At 40.8% G+C, this 24,336-nt stretch carries 9 protein-coding genes; 8 read left to right on the forward strand and 1 reads right to left on the reverse strand.

Features of this window, described 5'->3' with window-relative positions; all coding sequences use genetic code 11:
* Positions 1 to 4: 4 nt before the first annotated feature.
* Complete coding sequence (locus tag HNP77_RS11605) at positions 5 to 829, reverse strand: VUT family protein (RefSeq protein ID WP_184653542.1); 825 nt, start codon at positions 827 to 829, stop codon at positions 5 to 7.
* 236 nt (positions 830 to 1,065) lie between these two features.
* Between HNP77_RS11605 and HNP77_RS11610 the strand changes: the two genes are divergently transcribed.
* The 8 genes from HNP77_RS11610 (at position 1,066) to HNP77_RS11645 (ending at position 24,152) form a co-directional block, all read left to right on the forward strand.
* Complete coding sequence (locus tag HNP77_RS11610) at positions 1,066 to 2,529, forward strand: LuxR family transcriptional regulator (protein ID WP_184653543.1); 1,464 nt, start codon at positions 1,066 to 1,068, stop codon at positions 2,527 to 2,529.
* A gap of 57 nt (positions 2,530 to 2,586) precedes the next feature.
* The gene (locus HNP77_RS11615) at positions 2,587 to 4,734 is read left to right on the forward strand and encodes an adenylate/guanylate cyclase domain-containing protein (protein WP_184653545.1); all 2,148 of its coding nucleotides are present in this window, start codon (positions 2,587 to 2,589) and stop codon (positions 4,732 to 4,734) included.
* Positions 4,700 to 7,474, forward strand: coding sequence for a FecR family protein (locus HNP77_RS11620; protein WP_184653547.1), 2,775 nt, complete (start codon positions 4,700 to 4,702; stop codon positions 7,472 to 7,474). Before HNP77_RS11615 ends, HNP77_RS11620 begins: the two co-directional genes overlap by 35 nt.
* A complete protein-coding gene (locus HNP77_RS11625; RefSeq protein ID WP_184653549.1) occupies positions 7,464 to 8,732 on the forward strand; it encodes a hypothetical protein in 1,269 nt (422 codons plus the stop codon). The genes HNP77_RS11620 and HNP77_RS11625 overlap by 11 nt, the downstream gene beginning before the upstream one ends.
* Before the next feature lie 16 nt (positions 8,733 to 8,748).
* A complete protein-coding gene (locus HNP77_RS11630) occupies positions 8,749 to 12,993 on the forward strand; it encodes a hypothetical protein (protein WP_184653551.1) in 4,245 nt (1,414 codons plus the stop codon).
* A 54-nt stretch (positions 12,994 to 13,047) separates the two neighbouring features.
* Positions 13,048 to 18,147: an autotransporter outer membrane beta-barrel domain-containing protein gene (locus HNP77_RS11635; RefSeq protein ID WP_184653553.1), complete on the forward strand. Its 5,100-nt coding sequence runs from the start codon at positions 13,048 to 13,050 to the stop codon at positions 18,145 to 18,147.
* Between the two features lie 285 nt (positions 18,148 to 18,432).
* On the forward strand, positions 18,433 to 19,629 hold the full coding sequence (locus HNP77_RS11640) for an ATP-binding protein (RefSeq protein ID WP_184653555.1): 1,197 nt from the start codon (positions 18,433 to 18,435) through the stop codon (positions 19,627 to 19,629).
* Positions 19,630 to 19,733: 104 nt separating this feature from the next.
* Positions 19,734 to 24,152: a hypothetical protein gene (locus tag HNP77_RS11645; protein ID WP_184653557.1), complete on the forward strand. Its 4,419-nt coding sequence runs from the start codon at positions 19,734 to 19,736 to the stop codon at positions 24,150 to 24,152.
* Positions 24,153 to 24,336: the final 184 nt, after the last annotated feature.

Below are 24,336 nucleotides of genomic sequence, written 5' to 3' on the forward strand. Positions count from 1 at the left end.
GTACTTAGTTTTTATATTCAAACCGCGACGGATCTTTGCTTATCTCCATGGTTTTGCAGTATTCAAAGTATTCATGTCCTACGCCTTCCTGCTGCCATTTACGGCATTTTCTGTATGCAACCGGTGAAAATATAACTTCACAGAAAAGTTCAATAAGGGCACCGAGAACAGCCATTCCGGTAATGGTGGTAAAACCGTAGTAATGTGCAAAAAAACTGAAAGCAAGGGCCGTAAAAATAAAGTTGTCTACAAACTGACCTGTCATCGTACTTATGTAGGAGCGGGTAATGAATGCTGCTTTTCCGTCAGGATTTTTTACAAATAGTTTTCCGATTAATACGTTTACTACGGCATTAACTATTCCTGAAATAACGTATGCGGTTGTGGAAGAAATAAGAATCTGCCACGGCTGAACTCCGTTTCCTGTAAAGCCGAATACTGTGTCAAAAGAGGCACTTGCTCCTGGAAATGGAAATTCGGAAGGAACTGATGCGATGATTCCCAGAAAAACAACTGCAAGAGTATTTACCAGTGCTCCAAAAAGGTTGAGCTTAATAGATGCTTTTGCTCCGAAAGTTTTTGTAACCATGTCCATGATTAAAAAAACAGCCCAGGATAAAAATACTCCGCCTGTAATCGAAATAAAGTAATTCTGTCCGATTTTTAAGCCGCTCCAGACGATTTTATTGGCGGCAAGATTCATTGTTACTGTAGAAACAGTAAACAGAGCAACAACAGAGGCCGGTATGGATCTTAAAAGCATTTTCCAGTCTTTTAAGTCAAACAGCCATTCAAAAGTGTCCATAATCCAGGCAATAAGCTTTTTCATTTTTATATCTCCGAAATTTTTATTTTCAAAGACATGATCAGCCCAACAAAAAAAGAGGGCATGACACCCCCTAGTTTTAATCCCTAGTTTTGTTTAGAGACAGGATGGTTCCGAACTGTCTTATGAATTATGTAGGGAAGACTATAATGAATTGTATTTTTTTAGTACAGAGAAAAATGTCTTTTTTTAGCGTTTTTTACCTTTTTTCATGCAAACTGTGTGTTATCATATTATTAATGGAAGATAATATAGAAAAAAGTGAACTTTTAACCGACAAGAAAACTTCACCTCTTATTCCGATTGAAGAACTGGAACGCAGACTTCATGAAGTTTCTGTTAATTATTTTCTTAGAGATATCCGCAAAGACCGGGAATCATATTATGCCCTGACTTATGAAGAGATTGTCCGTACTCAGTCCTGGCTTTGTTTTTCAGGATTGACACTTAATTTTATCATGGACGGCAAATTAGAAGAAGCCCGGCATTTAATTGAGTCCATTCCAGAAGATAAAGATTCTTTTATTAAACTTTTGAAAATCGGCCTTACAATAGTTCATCCTGAAATTACCTGGAAGCGGTTTGTTTCTTGTATTGAGTATCTTAAGAGCATTAATACTCCTTTGAAGTGTGTTATGCTTACTGCTGGTCGTCCTCTTTTACTTAACGGTTTTAATGATTTTTCAAGACTGGGACCTCTTCTTTTAAAGCACAGGGAAATGTTTGTAGATTATCTGAAGTATTTGTATCCTGAATCACTTTGTCCGTACATATATAATCTCTGCCTTGCTGAATACTATTATCAGACCAATTCCCTTGTAGATGCAGCAATGCTTGTGGGGAGTACGATAAAAAAGTTTAATATCGAAGGTGAGAACCGCGTTACATTTGCAGCCCTTTATCTGCAGTCAAAAATCCTGCTTGCTCACGGAAAGAGTGTCAGGGCAGAGAGTTTTATTCAGGATATAAGAAATTGTACCGGAGAAGCAGGTAAGGCAGAGTTTGATTATAATATTGATGCCGTTAATGTTCTCTTTTCTCTTTATGAAGGAAACATAGCTCGGGTTAAAGAATGGCTTTCGGAAACTGCTCCTGATGAATTTGCAGATTTTAACCTGCTGGATTTATACCGCTACATGGTAAAGATGCGCTGTTATATTGCAACAAGAAAATATGCTGCGGTAATAGCACTTGCGGAACGTCTGAGACCGTATCTTGCTGCCGGCAGGAGGTTTATGGACTTATGCGAACTGGATTTAATCCTTGCTTTGAGTCTTTTTGCTGCAAAAAATAATAAAGCCGCATTTGAAGCCTTAAGGAATGCCCTGAAAAAAGTCAGAATGTACCGTTATTACCGTCTTGTAGCTGATGAAGGCGAACCTATGCTTCATCTTTTAATCGAATATATTAAAACTGAAGGAAAATCGCCTTTTCTGATGAACCTTCTTGATATGACCAGAAGTATGGCAATCCGTCATCCTCTTTACATGAAGGTCCCCTGTCAGAAAGGAGAAGGTTTTACACAGATGGAAATAGACGTTCTTACGCTTCTTGAGCAGGGAAAATCAAAGGAAGAGATTGCTGAATATTTTTTTATCAGCGTAAATACCGTAAAGTACCATATTAAAAACGTATATGTTAAACTTGGTGTAAAAACAGCTACCCAGGCAGTCTGGAATGCAAGAATTCTTGGAATAATATGAAAAAACTACCCTTTTGGGTGGGACAAAATTTATAAATTTATGTTATCTTAATATGATATGAAAAAAGTAAAGCGGCAGAGAATTTTTCCTTTAGGGGTAAAGCTGGCTATAATTATCGGCTTTATCGTACTTGCTTCTCTTGGCTCGGTAACCGTTTTGAATAGTTATTTTGTATCAAAAGATGTTCGGGTTACTGCAGAAGAGAATAATTTAACCTTAAATACTCGTTCGGCTTCCAGCGTGCAGAGTGAATTTAATTCGGTGCGTGCTAATGTTCTTCAGCTTCTTGACCTGGTTAATGCGGTCAGCGGCGGAAGAAATTCTGCGCTTGCAAAACAGGCAGAGGGCTTTTTCTTTGAAAGAAACTCAAATATTGCAGAAATAATGCTTCTGACTCAGTACCAGACTCAGAAAAATCTCGTTGTATATACCCGGTTAAAGAATAACCGCTTTTATTCATCAAATGAAATAGATGCTGATGCATCAGATGTTCTTCTCTATCAAATAGAAGATTCTTTGCTTAGAGCCTGCAATGGAGAGACTATAGTAGAAAATGTTTCTCCATTTTTTAAGACGGGAATGCTCAGCCTTCTTCTTCCGTACAGGGAAAACGGTCTCAGGCAGTGCTGTGTTATAGTTTTTAGTCTTGAAAATATTGCATCCATACTTGGAACAGGTTCTATTAATGAAACCTTTATGATAAATGATGCTGATGAATTGTTGTGCCATCCGGAAAATGACCGCGTTCTTTCAGGACAGAGCATGAAAAATCATCCCCTGGTAAAAATAATGCGCCAGGAGAACATGAATAATGAAGAAAGCCGTCAGATTGTGTATAATTTTGTAGACAACTTCGGAAAAACTAAGAAATATATTGGTGCATTTCAAAAAATCGGCATGGCCGATATAAGTATTTTTACTTCAGTTTCGCTGGATGTAGTTCTTGAAGGTGTGTATACCACGCGCCGTAACAATCTGTACCTTATGGCGATAGTTTTCTTTATTTCCATAATCTTTATTCTTTCTTTCAGCCGCTTTGCAATTTCAAGACACTTGCGTCGTCTTACGGCTGCTGCTGAAGAAATTCAGAAGGGTAATTTTAATACAGGAATCATTTCTGCCCTTAACGTGCGCCGCAGGGATGAAATCGGTATTCTTAATAAATCAACTCAGGATGAGCAGGAATTCCTTAATACTTTTGCAAGGTTTACGAACCGTGGTGTTGCAAAAGCCATTGCCCGCAAGGAAATCGACTTTGAGCCGCATCTTAAGGATGTTACTATTTTCTTCTCAGACATACGCGGATTTACTGCAATTTCTGACGGATTTAAGAATCGTTTCGGAGAAGAAAGCCCTAGGGAAATCATCGGGTTCTTAAATGACTATATGGGCCGCATGGTAAACTGCGTTACTATTTCCGGCGGTACAATCGATAAGTTTGAAGGTGATGCTATCATGGCTGTATGGGGAATCCTCAGAGACGACAGTCTTGATTTTGAACAGCTTCCAGATACTGATCCGGAAAAGAAAAAGCACGAAGAAGTTCACCTGCGTCATGTTAAGGAAGATGCTGTAAATGCCATCCGCGGTACTATTGCCATGAGATATGCCCTTATGGAATACAACAAGGCGGCAGAAGCATTTACAAAAGCTCATGAGCATGAAGAAAGGGCAAAATATAAGCCGCACATCAGAATCGGCTGCGGTATTAATACCGGACGTGCTACCTGCGGTATTATGGGTAGCGAAGACAAAATGGAATATACCGCTATTGGAGACAGCGTAAACTTTGCCAGCAGAACGGAAAGTTCAAATAAACCTTGTGGAACGGATATCCTCATTACAGAAGATACTTACAATTTATTGAAGAAAGATTTTATCCGCTGTAAAGAGAATAATTTTACTTTGACACAAGAAAATGAAATAAATGAACTTGTTGTTGAACAGATACCAGTTGAGTTTGAAGTAAAAGGAAAGGGCGCTCAGCATTTCTATGGTGTGGTAAATATGCCTCAGTTTGACATTGAAGCCTTCTTTAAAACTGCAGATAAGGATTTTGTTCTTGATGCAGATTGTGCACGGGCTGTAGGAAAATCAGGCCCGAAGACTTTGAACGAAATGCGTCAGCTGCTTGGTATCCCTGTTCCAGAGTTTGAAATGGTGAACTTGAATGAAGAAGAGAACAAGATTCAGGTTAAAAAATGATTTAGCCGTTCCGTTCAGGATAGCAATTTTTATTTGTCTCATTTGTGCTGCAGTAAGCTATTGGCTTTTTCATCAGAGTTTTTTCCGTGCACTTTCAAAAATGGGTGAAGAACCTATTGCAACGATTACGTTTAAGTATAAAACGGCAGAACGAAAATTTCTTGAAAGGGTTGTATGGGACAGGCTCAGACAGAATTCTCCTGTATACAACGGGGATACGATTCATACGGCAGATCTTTCGGAAGCAACAGTATGGTTTGTAGACGGCACGACACTGGATCTTGCCGAAAATACCATGGCTCAGATATTTCTTCATGGAGATGGGCTGCTTGCTACTGATTTAGAAAAGGGTAGTCTGACTGTAGATTCTGCGGAAGAGAGCAAAGGCGTAATACTTACCAGTCAGAAAGTTCAGGTTTCTGTACAGGCAGGTTCTTCTTTATCTGCAACTAAATCTGAAGAAAATTCTGTTACGCTTTCTTTAAAAAAAGGAACTGCAGAATTTGAAAACGGAGAATCTGTTGCTGCTGGTGAATCTGTCGTAGTTGCTGACGGCATAAGATCAAAGCCGGCACTTACAGTACTTTCTCCGTTACCTAATGAAAAATTTCTTTATTATGATGAAGAACCTCTGGCTGTTGATTTCAGCTGGGCGATGAATCTTCAGGATATAGGGCTGAGACTTCAGATATCTCAGGATAAAAATTTTAAGCATCTGGTTCAGAATATAGATGCTTCCGGGCTTGATAAACTTTCGGTAAAACTTTCCAGGGGAGTGTATTACTGGAGGATTTCCGAAACAGAAAAAAAAGGTCAGAAAGAAACAGGTCTTTTTACAGGAAAATTTCAGATAATTCAGTCTTTAAAACCTGAACTTATTGTTCCTGTAAATGATTTTACATATACCTACCGCCGGCAGACGCCTTCCGTACGCTTTATATGGAGAGAAAGTGAAGCTGCTACTGCATATAATTTTGTAGTTTCTAAAAATCCAGACATGTCGTCTCCTGTAATTGAAAAGCGGTCTTCAAGTCCGTCAATAATAATCTCAACATTAGGAAAAGGAACCTGGTATTATCAGGTAACACCGTATTATGTTGTCAACAGGACAGGTCTTGCAAATCCTTCCCAGGTGGGTTCATTTAAAATTGAACAGCGGGGCGAACTTTTAACACCTCTTCTGGTTGCTCCTGTAAACGGTGCCTTTATTAATAAAACCAGAAAGTCAGAAACTCTTTCATGGCGGATGGATGAAGAGTTTGTAACTTATAATGTTGTTGTTTCGGCAAATAAAAATCTTACTTCTCCGGTAATTTCAAGAGAAACTATCGAAAACTATATTTCGCTTTCTCAGGATGAATTAAAAAAGCTTAAGGACGGTGAATATTTTTGGGCTGTTACTCAGACTGACAGTGAAGGAAACGTTTCTCCCCGTTCAGAAGTATATTCGTTTTATGCTGCAACTGGAGAAATCGAACAGAGAACGGTGTTCCCTCCTGATAATTACAAAATATGGCAGCCTCTTCTTGGTGACATAAGGTTTACGTGGAAATCCAATCTTAATCTTACCCAGTATTTTCAGATTTCGTCAGATAAGGATTTTACAGATATAAAATTTGAGGCAGAATCCACAGGTTCTTCTTATTATGGAACACATCTTGATTATGGAGAATATTACTGGAGAATTACTACAAAAGACGAAAACTTTAAGATGGCAACGCCTGCAAAAAAACTTTCTGTTGTAGATGAACTTTATGCGCCGGCAGTAGAATTTCCGTCTACAGCAAAAAAAGCTGTTGTTCGTCCGGAAGAACCGTGTCAGTTCTCATGGAAGGATTCGGAAGGTGCGGATTATTACAGAATCAGGCTTTACCGTTCCGGAAGTTCAGAAGTTATCTATGATGAAAACTTTATTACGGATACAACTGCTGAAGTTGACGTAAAGGATTTTGAAGAAGGAAGATACCGCTGGGAGATTCAGGCATTTACAAGTGAAACAGAACTTACTTCCCGAAGAAGCAGTCAGCTTGCCGGAACAGATTTTACTCTCAGGAAGATCAGGCCGATAGTATTGGCTTCTCCTAAAAACGGTGCGGTTATCGGAGGATGGGAAGCTATAGAAAATCCACCGGTTCTTCAGTGGAATTCAAGGGAACCTTATGTTTCTGCACAGGTTGTACTTACGAAGAAGAGTGGCCTTGAAGCAGAAGAAAAAGTATATATAAAAAATAATTTCAGTCAGCAGCTTCCTTCTCTCAGTTCAGGAATTTATGAGTGGACGGTAATGGCCTCTTCTCTGGATGAATTTGATATTTCTGCAATGAATAAGTATTCATTCACAGTAGAAGAAATCCCTCCGTTCCCGGTTCCGGAAAAAGCAAGGACAGAAAAAACTTCATATTTTAACGGTTCATATTTGCGTAAAACTCCTTATATAGTTTTTGCATGGGATAAAGTTCCCCGTGCCCAGGGCTACGTAATTGAAATTATGGATAAAAAGAATAAGACAGTGTTCAGGGAAATTATTGATGATGCAGAGGCAAAGTCATATAAATATGAAAACCTCGTAAACCTTTCTAAAGGTGATTTTACCTGGAAAGTCCGCGGCGTAGTACTGACAGATGATAAAAAAGAAATTCTTATAGACGGTATTCCGGCAGTAAATAAATTTACGATTGATTATGCAATAAATTCAGCCGGTGGAAAACGTAAGAAGAAGGGGGAACTTTATGCGCAGTAAGTTTTTCTTTCTTATGACAGCTGCTTTTTTCTGCTGTTTTAATTTTTACGGACAGTCTAAAACAGAAAATGGTGTTCAGGACAATCTTACCGGTGAATCTGATGATATCCGTTCAGAAAATGCCGGAGCAAACGAAATCCGTCAGCCTTTTGCATGGACAAGTGCAGGTGATGTTCTTAAATATCAGGTAATTATTGACCGCATTAACAGTGACGGTTCAGCAGAACAGGTATTTTTTCATGAAACGGATGAAGAAGAAACCGAAGCCTGTAAAATTTATATAGAGCCGGTTCTTCCGCCGGGACATTATCGTTCCCAGATAAGGGTTTTTAACATTCTCGGCATAGAGGAAGAAGATCTCCTCGACACGGATTTATTTGACATACGCAAGGCCTATATGCCGGAAATTAAAAACGTAACTTATCCGCTTTACATGAGAAGCACAATTTATCTTGATGATCTGGATAATGACGGAATTATAAAAATTGAAGGACATAATCTTTTTGATCTCCCTGTTACTTACGATGAACTTATATATACAGAATATTTCTTAAAGAATGATAAGCGCAGGATTTCTCCGGTAGAAATTATTGATCGCGGAAAGAATGATAAAAACTTAACATTCCGCTTTGATATGAAAAAGCTTCCGGTAGGCGAGTATTATTTTATTGCTCAGGACGCATCGGGACTTCATTCGGAAGAGAATTCTGATTCTCATTTCAGTATTAAATTTAAGAAGTGGATGGACTTTGATGTAGAAGGCGGTTATGTATGTCCTGTAGTTTTGCATGATGATACTTTCCCTTCATATATAGGTAAAGTTCTGCCGTTCAGTGTTCAGGGAAAAGTTAGTTTTATGCCGATGAAGAACAACTGGGGATACCTTGGTTTTGGAATTCGGGCAAGCTATTCAAGGCTTTATAAAGATTGTGGTGATTATACGATTGACGGTAATCTGGCAACAGGTCATTTTATTGTCATATATCAGCTTCCGATGTTCAGGCGCCGGGTTGTTGCAGAACTTCATGGCGGAGCCGGTTTGAGTTATTTTAATGATATTTGTTTCCATTTTGCCCACAATGTAGATTCAGAACCTCTTAATACAGTTTCCATTTCGCTGGATGCAGGAGCTTCCTTACAGTTTTATTTGAATAAGCGTTTGTATACAGAGATAGCGGCAGATTATGTCTTTACAATGAATTCAGACATGATATTGGGAATGATTCTTCCGTCGGCAGGTGTTGGCTGGCAATTCTAGAAAACAGGAGGAAGATATGAAAGGTTGCTTAAAAAATTTTCTGAAGTTTATTGCCTTGTTCTCATTTTTTTCTTTTCTTGAGGCCTGCGATTTTCCTACACTTTTTAACCCTGACTATAATGAAGGTGTAAAAGGGTATTTTGAAGAATATACAGAAACTGCTGCAATTATGCTTCAGGAACTGGACGGAAAGTATCCTTCTGATTCTCAGGGAATTACTTGTTTTCCAAGTGGTGACAGCAGAATAGTAAAGCTGTATTTACGTAATCCACAGAATTATATTCTGAATGTCAGCATGGAATCTGATGATGTTGTAAATAATAATGTAACTGTGGTACAGGATGAAACAGATAAATCAATTGTTACTGTAACTTATCCTGGAAGCTGGCTTTTAGAAAAAGATAAAGATGATAAAGATATTTCTGGTGTAATTAAAATTGTAGAACCTGTAAGCGGAAGACAGTTTCAAGACTGGAATATCACCCTTCATGCAGATTCTGTTCCTCCTGCAATAAAAAGTCCTGTTTTTCAGTTAGACAGTTCAGATCTGTCTGCGGCTCATTATATTGTCTGTTTTTATTTTCCGAATCTTTCTACTATAGGAAACGGAGTTCATTCTGATGTAAATACTTTGCTGATTGATGGAAAAAAATATTATATAAGCGGTACAAGTATATACAATGATGAAGGCTGTACCAAGTTGAATGAAAGTTTTGTTTCTGAAAAACCGGCCGGGCTTACTGCAGATTCCCAAAACAATCCGGGTTATGATTTTGATCCGGCAGCTGTTCCGGAAGATTATATTGTTCTTTATTATCTTACTGGTGCTTCTCCTTCTACGGATGAAGTTTCTTATTCATTTGTTTTACAGGATAAAGCAGGCCTTAAAAGCAGTGAAGTGAGCATTTCAAACAAGGCTAAAAAACTTTCTTCTCCGGTTATATGCAGGACAGACGGTACTGAACTTTCTTCCGGGGAATCTCTTGCCGCTGATGAAGATACATTCCTTTATACACTTCTTATAAACCATGATGGAACGGATGAAGATGGTGCATCCTGCGGAACTGCTGTAATAAATTATACAATTACAGAAACAAACGGTGCACTTGTATTTGCAGACGGAACTTCTTCAGTCCTTACAGCTGTCAGTGAAGGTTCTGTATCTGTAAAGCTTCCTAAGGGAACATACACTGTAACTGCAGAGGCTTCAAAGAATTTCTATCTTACAAGTGATGAAGTTTCTGTAAGCGGAATAAAAATCAGAAAGCCGGCGGTTTATTACATAAGTGAAAGCGGCTTTGATTCTGATTCTCAGTCTGGTTCAGCCGGTGAGCCTTATCGTACTGTTCAGTATGCACTTAATCAGTATGCAGCAGGCGTAACTTCCGGTGAATATGAACTTGATGACGGTTGTGATATACGAGTGCTTACGGATCTTACTGTACCGGCTGATTTTGACTGGACTGCAAACGGCAATTATTTTGTAAATACCAGCGTTCTTACAAATGCTGTTGTAAATATTTCAGGCTGGCAGGGAACAAAAACTGTAGATATCAGTCAGGAGGAAGATTCAACTCATACCATATTTAATGCAGCATCAGGAAAAGTTAATATCAGTAATTTGAACTTTACAGGAGGATATACAGATTCTGATGTTTCTCCGATATTTAATATTTCTTCCGGTGTTGAATTTGTTATTAAAGATTCAAAGATTTACGAAAATACTCTTGCCTCTGATAATGGACGGCTGTCACTTATTCAGTCAGCCGGAACTCTTGAAATGAATAATGTCATTGTATCTGATAACAGTCAGATTGTAGGAGCTGGTGCAGATCCAATGAATACTCCTGCTTTCTATGCAATTAATCAGACAGCTGGACAAGTTACGCTTAATGACTGTTCAATTACAAGCTCGGGAACAGGGCACGGCGCATACTGGATTTTGATATGTGTAAGTTCCGGAACTTTCACTATGAATGGCGGTTCAATCAGAGATAATACCGGATGTAATATTGTCTTATCTAACGATGCAAATGGCACAACTCTTAATGATGTAGTGATTGATAATAACGGAGATGAATGGGGCGATATAATTTCAAATACCGGAAAATTGTTCTTAACTGGATGCACTGTCACCGGCAATACGGGCGGATACAATGGACTTATAACAAACTATTCAGGCGGAACTCTTAACTTAACTGATACAGAGATAAAGAATAATAATCTGGTTGAAAATGTATATGCCGGAGCAGGAGATGATTATTACAATTGTGGCGGAGCCGTATGGAATAACGGTAGCCTTACTCTTGACGGATGTACGATTTCTGGAAATACAATAAACAACGTAAACGGAAGAGGCGCCGGTATTTACATGAAGACTGGGGCGGATCTGAGTCTGACCTTAAAGGGAAAGAATTATATCTACGACAATTACAACAATGCATTTACTCCGCCAAAACGTGATGACATCTATCTGCCGACAGGATGCGTAATCACCGTTGATGGTGATATCAGCGGAAGTACAATCGGTGTTAACGTGCCGTGGGAGTCATCTGATGCGGGTGCACCAAGAATAGGATCTCCTGCTGAATTTACATCAGGCTACGGAACGGGTAATACAGTCCTGCCTGGTGAAATCTTTATAACAGAAAATAACTACAGTATTACTGCAAGCAGTTCTGGTGAAGCAGCCTTTGCTGTAAGCGGCGGCGGAATGTATACAGCACTGGATTATGATGTAAATCTGACAGCTTCTTCTGTTAGTGTTTATCCAGATACTGAAAAAACTATTTCCATAGCAGTAGGTGGTACAAGAAAAGAACCTGGCGGAACGCCAACAGACCTTTACTACAACAATGCAGACGGCAAATTCTACACAGATCCTGACCTCACCGCAAAAGCCGCCGGCGACAACACAGTAACATTTGCTGCTGCTCTGTATAACGGTGGAGTAAAAGTCAGTGACTGCGAAATAGGTCATCCCGAACTTGATTCGGGATCCATCCTCGTTACAGTTCCTGCCCTTGCTTATGAAGATACTTACACTCTTAGAATTACTTCTACCTTCTTTGGAGTGACAAAAGATACGAGTGTTGAGTACGCGGTAAAAAAACTTGTGTCTGTAGCTTCTCTTTCAGAAGCTCCGACTTCAGGAGTATATTCTCTTTCTACACTCAGCGAATTAGAAAAGATAAGAGACTGGGTCTCAAGTAACAATACTTTGCAAAATGTAACTTTCACCCTTGAAGATGATATTGATACAAACGGTGAAGAATTGATTATCGGTTATTATAAATCTAATGATTCTGCAAACCGTGCCTTTATGGGAGTCTTTGACGGAAATAATCATACAATTACAAATAAGATTACAGCAAGCGATGTTAATACAAGTGCAAGAATTGCACTATTCTCTTATGTAAAAGGTTCTTCAACTGTTATTAAAAACCTTACTGTAAAAGGAACTTCTACACGAGGTTCAATTGTTGGATATCTGAATGAAAATGCCAGCGTTGAAAACTGTATTTCAGAGACAGTAATTAATGCATCTGTATCCGAAATAGGTGGTATTGTATGTTATATGAACACCGGCTATGTCAGAAACTGTATTAATAAAGGTAATATTACTTCAAGCAAATCTGCTGTCGCAGGAATTGTAGGAGAGGCAATGTCAGGAAATGGAGCTATTGATAGATGTATAAATAAGGGAAATATTTCCGGTTATACATCTACAGGTGGCATTGCAGGTTATTTGCAGGGTCAAACACCTGTTACAAATTGTAAAAATTATGGGAATATTCCTTCAAATTCATATAGCGGTGGAATAATTGGATTGTATAACCATTCAAGTTCAAAGCTTAATAACAACTGTAATTTAGGTGAAATTACATACGGAGGCGGTATTTTCTATTATTCTGATACAAGTAAACCTAACTTTAATAATAACTGTAACTCAAATACGATAAAGTATGGTGCTTGTGCTAAATTTGATAGCGGTTTAACTTCTATAGCAGCAAATAATAATTATTCATTAAACGTCTATACAACAGCCCTATATCCATCTACGGCAAGTGGTTCATTTAATCCTTCTACGATTACAGAATCACAAATTAAATCTTTCGAGCTTAGTGAAGCAGGCAGCGTTGTAGAAAGTCTTAATAACTGGGCAACAGCAAACAGCACAACCTCACTGACGTATGCTTCATGGAAGCTGAATGCAGAAGGCAAACCAGAACTTGACCTTGGCGAAATGGATAACTGGTAAGTCTTGTGGAAATATATTGATAATTTGATTTGACAACTAAATGGAGACAGATATATGAACAAAAAGGCACTGATTACAAAATTAACTTTTTTATGTTCGGGATTTATGTTCTTTATCTCCTGCTCTGATATGTTTAGTTTTCAGACAGGGGAGTCTTCTTCAAGAAACACTAGTGAAACAGACAGAATAATTTTTAACGGTACAATAAGTGTAAGCGGTGCCTTGCCTGTGAGTCTTAACGAGACCCTGAATCAAGTTCAGGGTGACAGTCATGCCGAACTTGATTCGGCATCCCTTGCACAGGAGATTCCGTGTCAAGCACGGAATGACAGTCATGCCGAACTTGTTTCGGCATCTTTTGCACAGGAGATTCCGTGTCAAGCACGGAATGACAATATTTCAGCACGGAATGACAGTAGCGTTTCCCGCTCAGCCCTTCCTTCATTCACCATTGGTACAGAGTATTACTATTATGTTACTGCTACTCAGACAGATGGAAGCGGTTCATTCACTATAAACAGCATAGAAGATTCAGATTTCTTTGATTTTTCAAGCGGTGTGACTTTTGCTCTGGAACTTACCAGCGGAAAGTGGAATATTGAAGCCGGCATAAAAAACGATGATGCTTCTGTAATGTCAGAAACTTATCCTGCAACTGTATCAACTGCAAATCCTGTGGTAAGCCATACCTTCTACCCGAAGCTTTCGCAGAAAGGAAGAGGAACTTTATCTTTAAACATGAGTATCCCGGATACCGTAAAATCTTTGACAGCAACCTGCAGTGATGACGGCTGGAATGTAACCTGCGGACTTACATCAGAGTCCCTTGCATATGTAAAAGGTGGAGATGGAACGGATGGTGCAACTGTTGATTCAGGCTCTTATGAAGTTACATTTAATTTTTATGATGAAGACAGCATTCTTTTATATTCCACAGTGCAGACTGTAAATGTTTTTGACAACCTGCTTACAAATACATGGGTAAGTGACGGAAGCGGAATAATAAACGAGAGCGGTGACTTTAGTCTTACTTCTGCCCTCATAACTCAGTTTGCCCGCACCACACTTTATGTAGGCCAGACAGCAGCGGCTACTAAGTTAAAAATTACTGCCAATGATACAAGTGGAACGGGGAGTGTATACAGTCCCCTTAAAACCCTTGATGTAGCAATAAAAAAAATTATTGCTTCTGGAGACGGTACAAAGGATTATAAGATTTTTATATCAGGAGAAGTAACTGGAAATTCAAGCCTTACTCCTCCTGTAGCTTCAAAAGCGCGTTCAATAAGTATTTGTGGCCTGAACGGACTTGATGAACAGGGTAATCCAAAAGATGCTCTTATAGGAGATGGCAGTGATACTGTTCTGAACGTTATGACAAGTGCTTCATTAAAAGATATTGTCATAAAGGGCGGAACAACAGGACTTAGCGTTGGTTTGACTGGAACGACCGTAACCATAGAAAGCGGTGTTTTAATAACAGGCTGTTCCAGAGGCGTAAATATTTACGGAAGCGGAAAACTTAAGATGAAGGGTGGAAAGATAAGCGGAAATACTGGTACTCAGGGCGGCGGCGTAAAGCTTTCAAGCGGTGCAGGCTTTGATTTTGAAGACGGAGAAATAAGCGGGAATGAAGCTGTAGTAGACCCGGAGGATTCGTATTCAGGAGAAGGTGGTGGTGTTTATGTTGAGTCCGGCTGCTCTTTTACCATGACAGGCGGAACAATTAAGAGCAACAAAGCTGTGCGTGGCGCAGGCATATACAATTCTGCAAGCTCAAGCTCCATTACAGACGGAACCATAACAGAAAATGAAGCGTCAGAACAAGGCGGCGGAATTTGTAATACCTCCAATAGTAGCTTTACAATCACAGGCGGCGAAATAAGCAAGAACACAAGTCCTTCAGGCGGAGCAATTCTTGTAAATTATGCAACGCTTGTTTTGAGCGATGATGCATACATACCATCTGGCGATAAAAAAGGTAAACATGGAGCTGGAAAAAACGACATTTGTCTTGAAAAGAATGGTTCTCATGATTCTTATATTACAGTTGCAGACGGGCTTTTGAAGCATACTGAATCTGCACCTGTTGCAGTTTCTCTTGATGAATTGAAGCGTGGCAAGACAGTTATAATTGCGCAGGATGGAGTTCTGGAAACACTTCCTGACGATATAGAAAAAAAATTTGTTCTTACTTCAGCTGCTGATGGATGGGAAAGTTTTCTTTCTTCCGATAAGAAGTCACTTAGACTCAATTTGCCAATATATGTTGCAGGAAAAGACTATAAAAAGTGTTCGGCAAATGGAAGTGATGATGAAGGAACAGGTCTAAAAAGTGCACCATTTGCTACAATAAGTAAGGCACTTTCTTTGATGAATGATAAGGATGTTGATTATATAGTCGCTATCGACGGCGAAGTTCCTGGAGCACAAACGATTCCAAGTACACTAAAAAATGACGGCAACGGAACATATAATGCAAGATCTGTTGTTATTTGCGGTGCTACGGGTAATACGACAGACATCCTTAATGGTGGATTTACCCAAACGTCAAATGGAACAACACTTAAGATTCTTACTGGTGTTCCTGTTATAATCAAAAAAATTAAAATCACTGGCGGATATGCAGCTTCATCTTCTGCAGGTGGCGGCGGTTTGTATGTTAATGGAGATGTTACCCTTTCGGAAGGCGCGCTTGTTTACGGAAATTACACCGCTTCTTGTGGCGGTGGTATCTACAATGATTCTAAAAACCTTACTATTGAAAGTGGTGCGGAAATTTCTGGCAATCATGAGAAGGGCGTTTCTAATTGCGGCGGCGGCGGTGTTTTTAACTACAAAGGAACGCTTGTAATCAGCGGTGGCGTTATAAAAACAAACAGCGCTGCCCATGAGGGCGGTGCGATTTATAATGATGAAGAAGGGACCTGCTATATTTATGGTAATGCCCTGATTGGAAAAGATGCTACTGCCGCTCCAAGTGAATGGAATTATGGAAGTAATACGGCAGAAAACGGGGGCGCAATCTGTGTTAAAGGTGGCAATGTTTATATTGGCTACAAAAATAACAACGGAACGGCATCGAAAGATGATGAAGCCAGTGTAAAAATTATGGGGAACGCCGTAAACTCAAGCAGCTCAAAGGGCGGTGGTATTTATGTTGTGAGCGGAACCGTGCAGATTGCAAAAACCTGTGTTGGGTTTAATTATTCTCCAAAGGATGGGGGCGGAATTTATACTACAGGAACTGTTAGTCTTTTGGAAGACGCCGTAATAAAGGGAAACAAAGCCTATAGTTACGGCGGTGGCGTTCATGTCAATAAAAAAGGCAGTCTCAGCATGACGAGCAATTCAATTATAGGCGGAAGTGAAAGTGGAGAAGAAAATACGGCAGCTTCTGGCGGCGGTGTTTATGTTGCAAGTAATAGTACGGTTACTGGAGATGAAGCGACTGTAACATTCGGAGTGTTAGGAGCTTCTGTAAGTCCGTCTATTACCGGGAACTCTGCGACAAGTGGCGGTGGCGGTGTTTATGTTGAAAATTTTGCCGCTACATTCAATATGCACTCAGGAACCATCAGCAATAATAAGCTTGTCGGCGGAACAACTGGCGGCGGCGGAGTTGAAATCAGTTACGGAACTTTCAATATGAACGGAGGAACAATAAGCGGAAACTATATTGAAAATCCTGGTACATCAACTCTTGGCGGTGCGGTTGACATCAACACGAACGGAACCTTCAACATCAAAGGAACAGTCTCTATTCCATATGGAGGAGAAAAATACAAGAATGATGTAAGCTCTCGTGGAAACCCGGTAAAGATAGCAGGGGCAATCACTTTGCCGGAAGGAGTTTCTTCAGTTGCAACAATTATTCCGAAAAATTATACGGAGCCTATTCTTGAGCTGGAAACAAGTCCAACACCGTCAACAACTCTTGCAAATGAAGCTGGAAAATTTGAAGTAGTACCGAATGGAAGTACCAAATACTATATTGCTTTCGACGGAAAAATGTATAAATATAAACCTGCGGCTCAATTCACGGCTGTTCCTGCTTCCGGTGACACTACAGGTCTGGCAACAATGGATGACTTTGAGAAGGTTGCAGAATGGGTGGACGATGGCAATGAGCTTACTGGAGTTACTTTAATCCTTTTAACTGATGTAACGCTTGACTCGTCATTTACGCCTGTTGGTGAATACTATTCTGATTATGAGGTGAATAAGCAAGGGAAAGTTAGAAAAGTATTTACAGGTGGTACTTTCGATGGAAATAACAAAACCATTACTTACGACAATGTTTCTTTCACGCAGGAGTATTCCGGAATATTCAGCGGCGCTAAAAACGCAACCATTCAGAATTTAAACCTTGAGGGTACGCTTAATGTAAATGCTGATTATGCTGGCTGTGTTATAGGTCATGCAGAAGCCTGCATTGTAAAAAATTGTTCCAGCAGTGTGACTATAACAAGCGAATCTTCTCAATACGGTATTGGTGGAATTATTGGAGATGCAGAAGGAACTTCTGTTAGTGGAAAAACTTATTATAATGAGAGGGACTGCTACATTCTTGACTGTGTGAATACAGGTTCAATTACAGGTTCCGCATCAGGGTATGTCGGAGGTATTGCAGGAAGTGCCACGGCCTGTATTATACGAAACTGCATAAATAAAGGAAATATTACAGGAGCTAAATGTTGCGGAGGTATTGTTGGTGTTACATCAGGTTCTGGTCCAAACAGCTATGGAAACCTTATAGAAAACTGTGGCAACAATGGAAATGTATCGGTGACCGGTAGCGAATCTTATGACTCCGGTGCGGGAGGAATAGCAGGTGGTCCTTCAGCAAACAATGATGACTGGTATCCTCATATAAACAACTGTTATTCATCAGGTACAATAACATGCACTTACACCACGTATGACGGTAAAACGTTAAACGGTGGTATTTTGGGTTATGAGAAAGATAAATGTGTTCTTTCAAAATGTTATTATTATAATCCAAATCAGGCATGTTCGGCTGGAAGCCCTTCTGGCAGCTCAAAATACACAAGTATCAGCAATATTTTAGATGATATGAACTCGCTGAACAACTCTGATTCTGCAACCTACAGAAAATGGAAAGTGTCCGGCATTGTCCTGGAATTTGAATAATGACATACATTCTGTAGGTGCGGGCAAAGGGGCAGGCAGCGTGTTTACCGCGTGTAGTCTTCTGTCATTATCGGGTTTGACTCGATAATCCCTCTGCATGAGATTGCCCGGTCAAGCCGGACAATGACAGATGTGTAAAGTCGGACAATGACAAGGGTGACGAGTGCGGCAATGACAAGGGAGGCATGTCCGGAATGACAGTGGGCAGGCAGATTGTGTGTAATTTTTATCGTAAAATTGTTAAATATACTTAACAATTTTATAACAACATTGTAAACTACACTTATGGAAAAACTTACAGAACTCTTTAGAAAGAAAATTTCCTCAACAAGTCTGGACTTTGTAAGAAGTCTTGAAAGCCAAATCAACTGGGATGCCAGGCTTATCTGTATACGTGGTGCCCGGGGAACCGGAAAAACAACCCTTATGCTGCAGCACATAAAAAAGACATTCGGAAACAATCTTTCGAAAGTCATTTATGTAAGCCTTGACAATCTCTATTTTGCGGATAACTCCCTTGTAGATTTTGCAGACAGCTTTGCAAAGCGAGGTGGAACTCACATTTTTTTTGATGAAGTTCACAAATATCCTGACTGGTCAAAGGCTCTGAAAAATATCTACGATGATTATCCGGAGCTTCATATTGCCTTTACAGGTTCTTCCCTTCTTGAAATTCTTAACGCTCGTTCAGATTTAAGCCGCCGTGCCCTTGTGTATAATATTCAGGGGCTTTCTTTCAGGGAATATCTTAATCTGCTTGCAAAAACAGATTTTCCAGTCCTCACTCTGGAAGAGATTATTGAAAACCACGAAAGCATTTCTGCTGATGTTGTCTCTAAAATCAGGCCCTTTGAGTATTTTGAAGATTACTTAAAGTTCGGCTATTATCCTTATTTTTTAGAAGGAAAGGATGATTACTATGACAGGCTGAACGAAACCGTGAATATGATTCTTGAAGTAGAGCTTCCGCTTTTAAGAAAACTAGATGTCTCTTACATTGCAAGAATAAAGAAGCTTTTGACTGTGATTGGAAAATCAGCTCCATTTATTCCCAATACGACTGAGCTTGCCTCAAAGATTCAGATTGCCCGACAGACCCTTCTGCAATACTTCCAATATCTTGAAGAGTCGCGGTTAATCTTTCAGGTGTTTAAGGAAAGCCGTGGTCTTGGAACTTTAGAAAAGCCTGACAAGATATTTTTGGAAAACACAAACCTCATGTTCCTTCTTGGAAAAGCAGAGACAAATACCGGTAATGTCCGTGAAACTTTTGCATTCAATCAACTGAGCAAGAATCACGAAGTCCTGTTTTCTGAACAGAGCGATTTTCTTGTGGATAAGAAAATCACCTTTGAAGTGGGCGGTAAAAATAAAAAGCGAAAACAGATAAAAGAAATTCCCGATTCTTTTATTCTGGCAGATGATATTGAATTTGGTACAGACCGAAGAATTCCCCTCTGGCTTTTAGGATTTTTGTACTGAAAGAACCAGGCAGGCTGGCGAAATATGTTGTGCGGACGAAATATGTCATGCTGACGAGAGCTGTCATGCTGAACTTGATTCAGCATCAAAAAGGAGACGAATATATGAAGAAAAGGACATTGTTTACAAAACCGACTCTTTTGTGCGTGGGACTTTTGTTTTTTGCATCCTGCTCCGACCTGCTTGGTTTTCAGGAAGGAACGTCTTCTACCCGGAATTGTGGAAATGGTAAAGTTATCTTTAACGGCTCCATCTGCGTGACAGGTGCCCTACCTGTGAGTCTTAATGAGACCCTGAATCAAGTTCAGGGTGACAGTCATGCCGAACTTGATTCGGCATCCCTTGCACAGGAGATTCCGTGTCAAGCACGGAATGACAGCAGCGTTTCCCGCTCAGCCCTTCCTTCATTCATCATTGGCCCTGAATATTACTATTATGTTACCGCCACCCAGACAGACGGAAGCGGTTCATTCACCATAAACAGCATAGAAGATTTAGATTTCTTTGATTTTTCCAGCGGCGTGACTTTTGCGCTTTCGCTTGGAAGCGGAACATGGCAAATAATAAGCGGCGTAAAAAGGTCTCCGACATTCTCTAGCGTGAATGCCAACACTGACCCAATAATCATGAGCGACACATATCCTGCAACCTTGTCCGCCGCAAATCCTGTGGTAAGCCACACTTTCTACCCGAAGCCAAGCCAGAGCGGAAGCGGACTTGTTGGCTTAAGCATGACCATCCCGACAACCGTAGAGCTTGTAACAGCGATTTGCAGCAATTCTAACTGGAGAGATAATATTAGTGTTAATGTCGCGGGAATTTCCGTTACTGTCATGACAAAGGATATGACATCTGGCGGCTCAACTCCCTCCGGCTCTTACGAAGTCACCTTTAATTTTTTTGATGAATACGGCATCCTTTTATACTCAACAGTCCAGACCATAAATGTCTTTGACAACATGACCACAAATACCTGGCTTTCTGACGGAAGCGGAGTGATAAGCGACAGTGGCGAATTCAGCCTTACCGCTGACCTTGTGAGCCAGTTTGCCCGAACTACATTTTATGTAGGACAGACCGCGGCCGCTACAAGCGTGGAAGTCACTGCCAGCGACATCACAGGAAGTGGAAGCCCTTACGCTCCATTTGAAACAGTCACAAAGGCGGTGGAAGTAATTGCGGCTACAGGCGACAGCTCAAAGGATTACCGCATTTTTGTTAGCGGAACTGTAACGGGATCGCAGGAGATTTCCGACGCAGTAAACGGAAAGGCAAACTCCATAACAATAGCAGGCTTGAACGGGCTTGACTCAAGCGGAGAGCCCAAAGACGCATTGTCTTGTTCAGGTTCGACGGATGCCGTTACGCTTAAAGTTTTTTCAACTGTTCCTGTAAATCTTAAAAACATAAAACTTTTGGGAGACAGCACGCCAACAAGCAAAACAATGGTTCTTGTCCTTGACAATAATTATGAAACAGATGTGACGATTGAAGAGGGAGTGTGGATTACAGGAAACGACACTTCTTCTTTTACAGAGGAAACTTTTTCAGCAGTTTTTGTCGGAGTTGACGGAAAACTTACCATGAAGGGCGGAAAAATCAGCGGAAATAAGTGTATGTCCGGCGGAGGAATTGTTGTAGGCGGAACTTTTGTCATGACAGGAGGAGAAATTTCTGGAAACGAGGCAACAGCTTCTGGCGGTGGAGTTTTCAACACTGGAATTTTCACTTTTTCTGGCGGAAAAGTGAGCGGCAATACAAGTTCATCTGTTGGAAGCGGTATTAGTAATCAGGGTACTCTTAATATGAGCGGAGACGCTTTTGTTGCGGGCGACATTTACCTTGCAGGTGAAGAGAATAAAATCACTCTGACAGGTGCCCTTACAGCCCACAGCGCAAGCGACCAGATTGCCATTACACCGTCGGAATGGAAGCGGGGAACAACAGTGGTTCAGGCAGACGGAACGAATCTTTCAACTATCAAGAAAGACGGCGAGTATGATTACACAAATTATTTTGCGCTGTCAGATGACGACTGGGGAATTAAGCTTTCCAGCGACAAAGATAAGCTTTTGCTTGATGCGCCGATTTATGTTGCGGGAAGCGAATCTCACCCATTTTGCGGTGTCGCAGGAAACGACACAAACGGCAACGGCACAAAATCAAAGCCTTTTGCCACGATTGCAAAAGCCATAGAGGTTATGAATTACAGCACTGCTGAGTACACAATCTACATTGATGGAACTGTTACTGGCACGCAGACAATTTCGGGTAATCTAAAATCTGACGGCAACGGAACATATAATGCAAGATCTGTCACACTTTCTGGAGCGACAGGAAACACAAGTGATATTCTGGACGGAAACAGCCAGGGAACGACACTCACGATTTCTACAGCGGTTCCGGTTACAATCAAAAACTTAAAGATTACCGGGGGTAGCGGAACGTACGGTGGAGGAATTTATATGGCGAGCGGTTCAAATGTTACTCTCTCTGAAGCCACCGTCACTAAAAATGAGTCCAAATCATACGGCGGAGGTATTGCTGTCGTTTGCGCAACCCTCACAATTGATAAGAGTTCCATAACAGAAAACAAAACTATAAAAGAAGATAAGGGTGTAGGAGGTGGCATTGCCATAGTAGGAGACGAAACCGTTACTGATACAGTTACTGCCAAAGTAACCATGAAGGCAGGTTCAGTTATTAGCGGGAATAGTCTGTATCCTAACAAAAACGGCGGTGGCGTAGCCCTGTATATCGGCAAAACACAGTTCACAATGGAAGGCGGTGAAATAAGCGGAAACCAAGCTTATTCTGGTGGCGGAGTTTCCATGTGGAATGACGCTGAATTTATTTTCAAAGACGGAAAAATCTCAGGAAACACGGCAACTCATTCCACTGGCATAGTTGGCGGTGGCGGAATATATTTCTGCGGTAAAGCATCTCTGGTAATGAGCGGTGGTGAGATTTCAGGGAATAAAGCAAAAGACTACGGCGGTGGAGTTGCATTTGCTGATAATGAAACAACTCAATCATTCACAATGACAGGCGGTGTAATCAAGAACAATACCCTGACGAGCATATCAGGATTGGGAAAAGGAATTTTCGTTAATGGCACATTCAATATGTCGGGCAATGCTCTTGTGGATAGTACAAATGATGTCTATCTTACAAGTGAAAAAACTATCACAATAACAGATTCACTTTCAGAGCTCGAGACAGACAATGTAATCAGCATTACTCCAAACTCTTACGAAGCGGGAAGAACGCTGCTTGAGGCTGGCACTGGCACAATCGTTAACCTTGCCGACGAGGTGGGAAAATTTGCTCTTACACCAGACGCAAGCGATCCGACGGCTGGCTGGTTCATAACCAGCGATGGCACATTAGGCATTCCGCTGGATGCCGCACTGGTTACATCTGAAAACTATGACACAGTAACAAGAATTAAAGTAATAAGTGCCGCAGGCATGAACCAAATTGCAGCGCTCACAAATGATGGAAAAAATTTTGAAGGAAAAACAATTACCCTTTTTGATGATGTAACCCTCACTTCTAGTTTCACACCAATAGGACCAGATTACAATAACGTATTCAAAGGAACCTTTGACGGAAATAACAAGACCGTTTCAGGTCTTTCCGGACAAAATGCATTGTTCAATTATGTAGACGGAGGAACGGTCAAAGACCTTACCGTTGAGGGAAGTTCTACATACGCCGGCATAGTTAATAGATTGAACAGTGGCCGTATAGAAGGCTGCAGAAGCTATGTTTCTGTTACTCATACGGGAGGTTCTGATACCGGAGGCATTGCAGCATTTTGCAACACTGGTACCATAATAAACTGTGTGAACTATGGAACGGTAATTAGCAAAGGTGATGGTCTTGGAGGAATTCTTGGTTATCAGCAGGGCTCTGGCGTCGTTGATTCCTGCGTGAACATGGGAGCTGTACAATCAACCGGGGCTACCAAAACTGGTGGAATTGCCGGGCTTGCATTTGGAATTGTGCGTAACTGCATTAATATCGGAGAGGTCTCTGCTTCAACAGCAGTCGTTGGTGGCATTGCAGGCAATGAACATTGTGCTTCAACAGACAGAGGTGTGCTCAACTGTGCAAACCTGGCTCCCGTGTCTGGTACGTATTGCGTTGGTGGCATTGCAGGTGTTTGTGATCTTAGTAGCGACTATAAAGCAATTGTCAAGAACTGCTTTAACTCCGGAAGTGTTACTATAACAGACAGTACCAAAACAAGTGCGGGCGGCGTTATCGGAGAAATTTTAACTGGAGGAAGCGGTACTTGTATATTTGTAAGCAACTATTATGCGGCAGGAACAGCAGCAGGCGGTATTGGTGCTGACAACGGCGTAACGGTTGCAGATCCTAGTGAAGGAATCCCGTCTATCTACCAAATGAACGAGTGGGTAAATGCTAACAATTCAGGAGAATTATACAAGACTTGGACATCGAAAGTTGTGGACGGTGTGACTCTTCCTGTTCCCGATGTAGGCTACGACTGGTAAGGAGAAGATAAAAAGATTCCACGCCAAGCCGGAATGACAGTGGGCAGGCATCTCTTGCACAGCATTTTGTCATTCCCGCGCTCGACCCGATAATCCCCCTGCATGAGATTGCCGCATCAAGTGCGGCAATGACAGGGTGACGATGTGGCAGACACGGAAAGACAATCGTGTATAAGCCTTTCTT

It is taken from the genome of Treponema rectale (assembly GCF_014202035.1).
In the GTDB taxonomy this organism is placed as follows: Bacteria; Spirochaetota; Spirochaetia; order Treponematales; family Treponemataceae; genus Treponema_D; species Treponema_D rectale.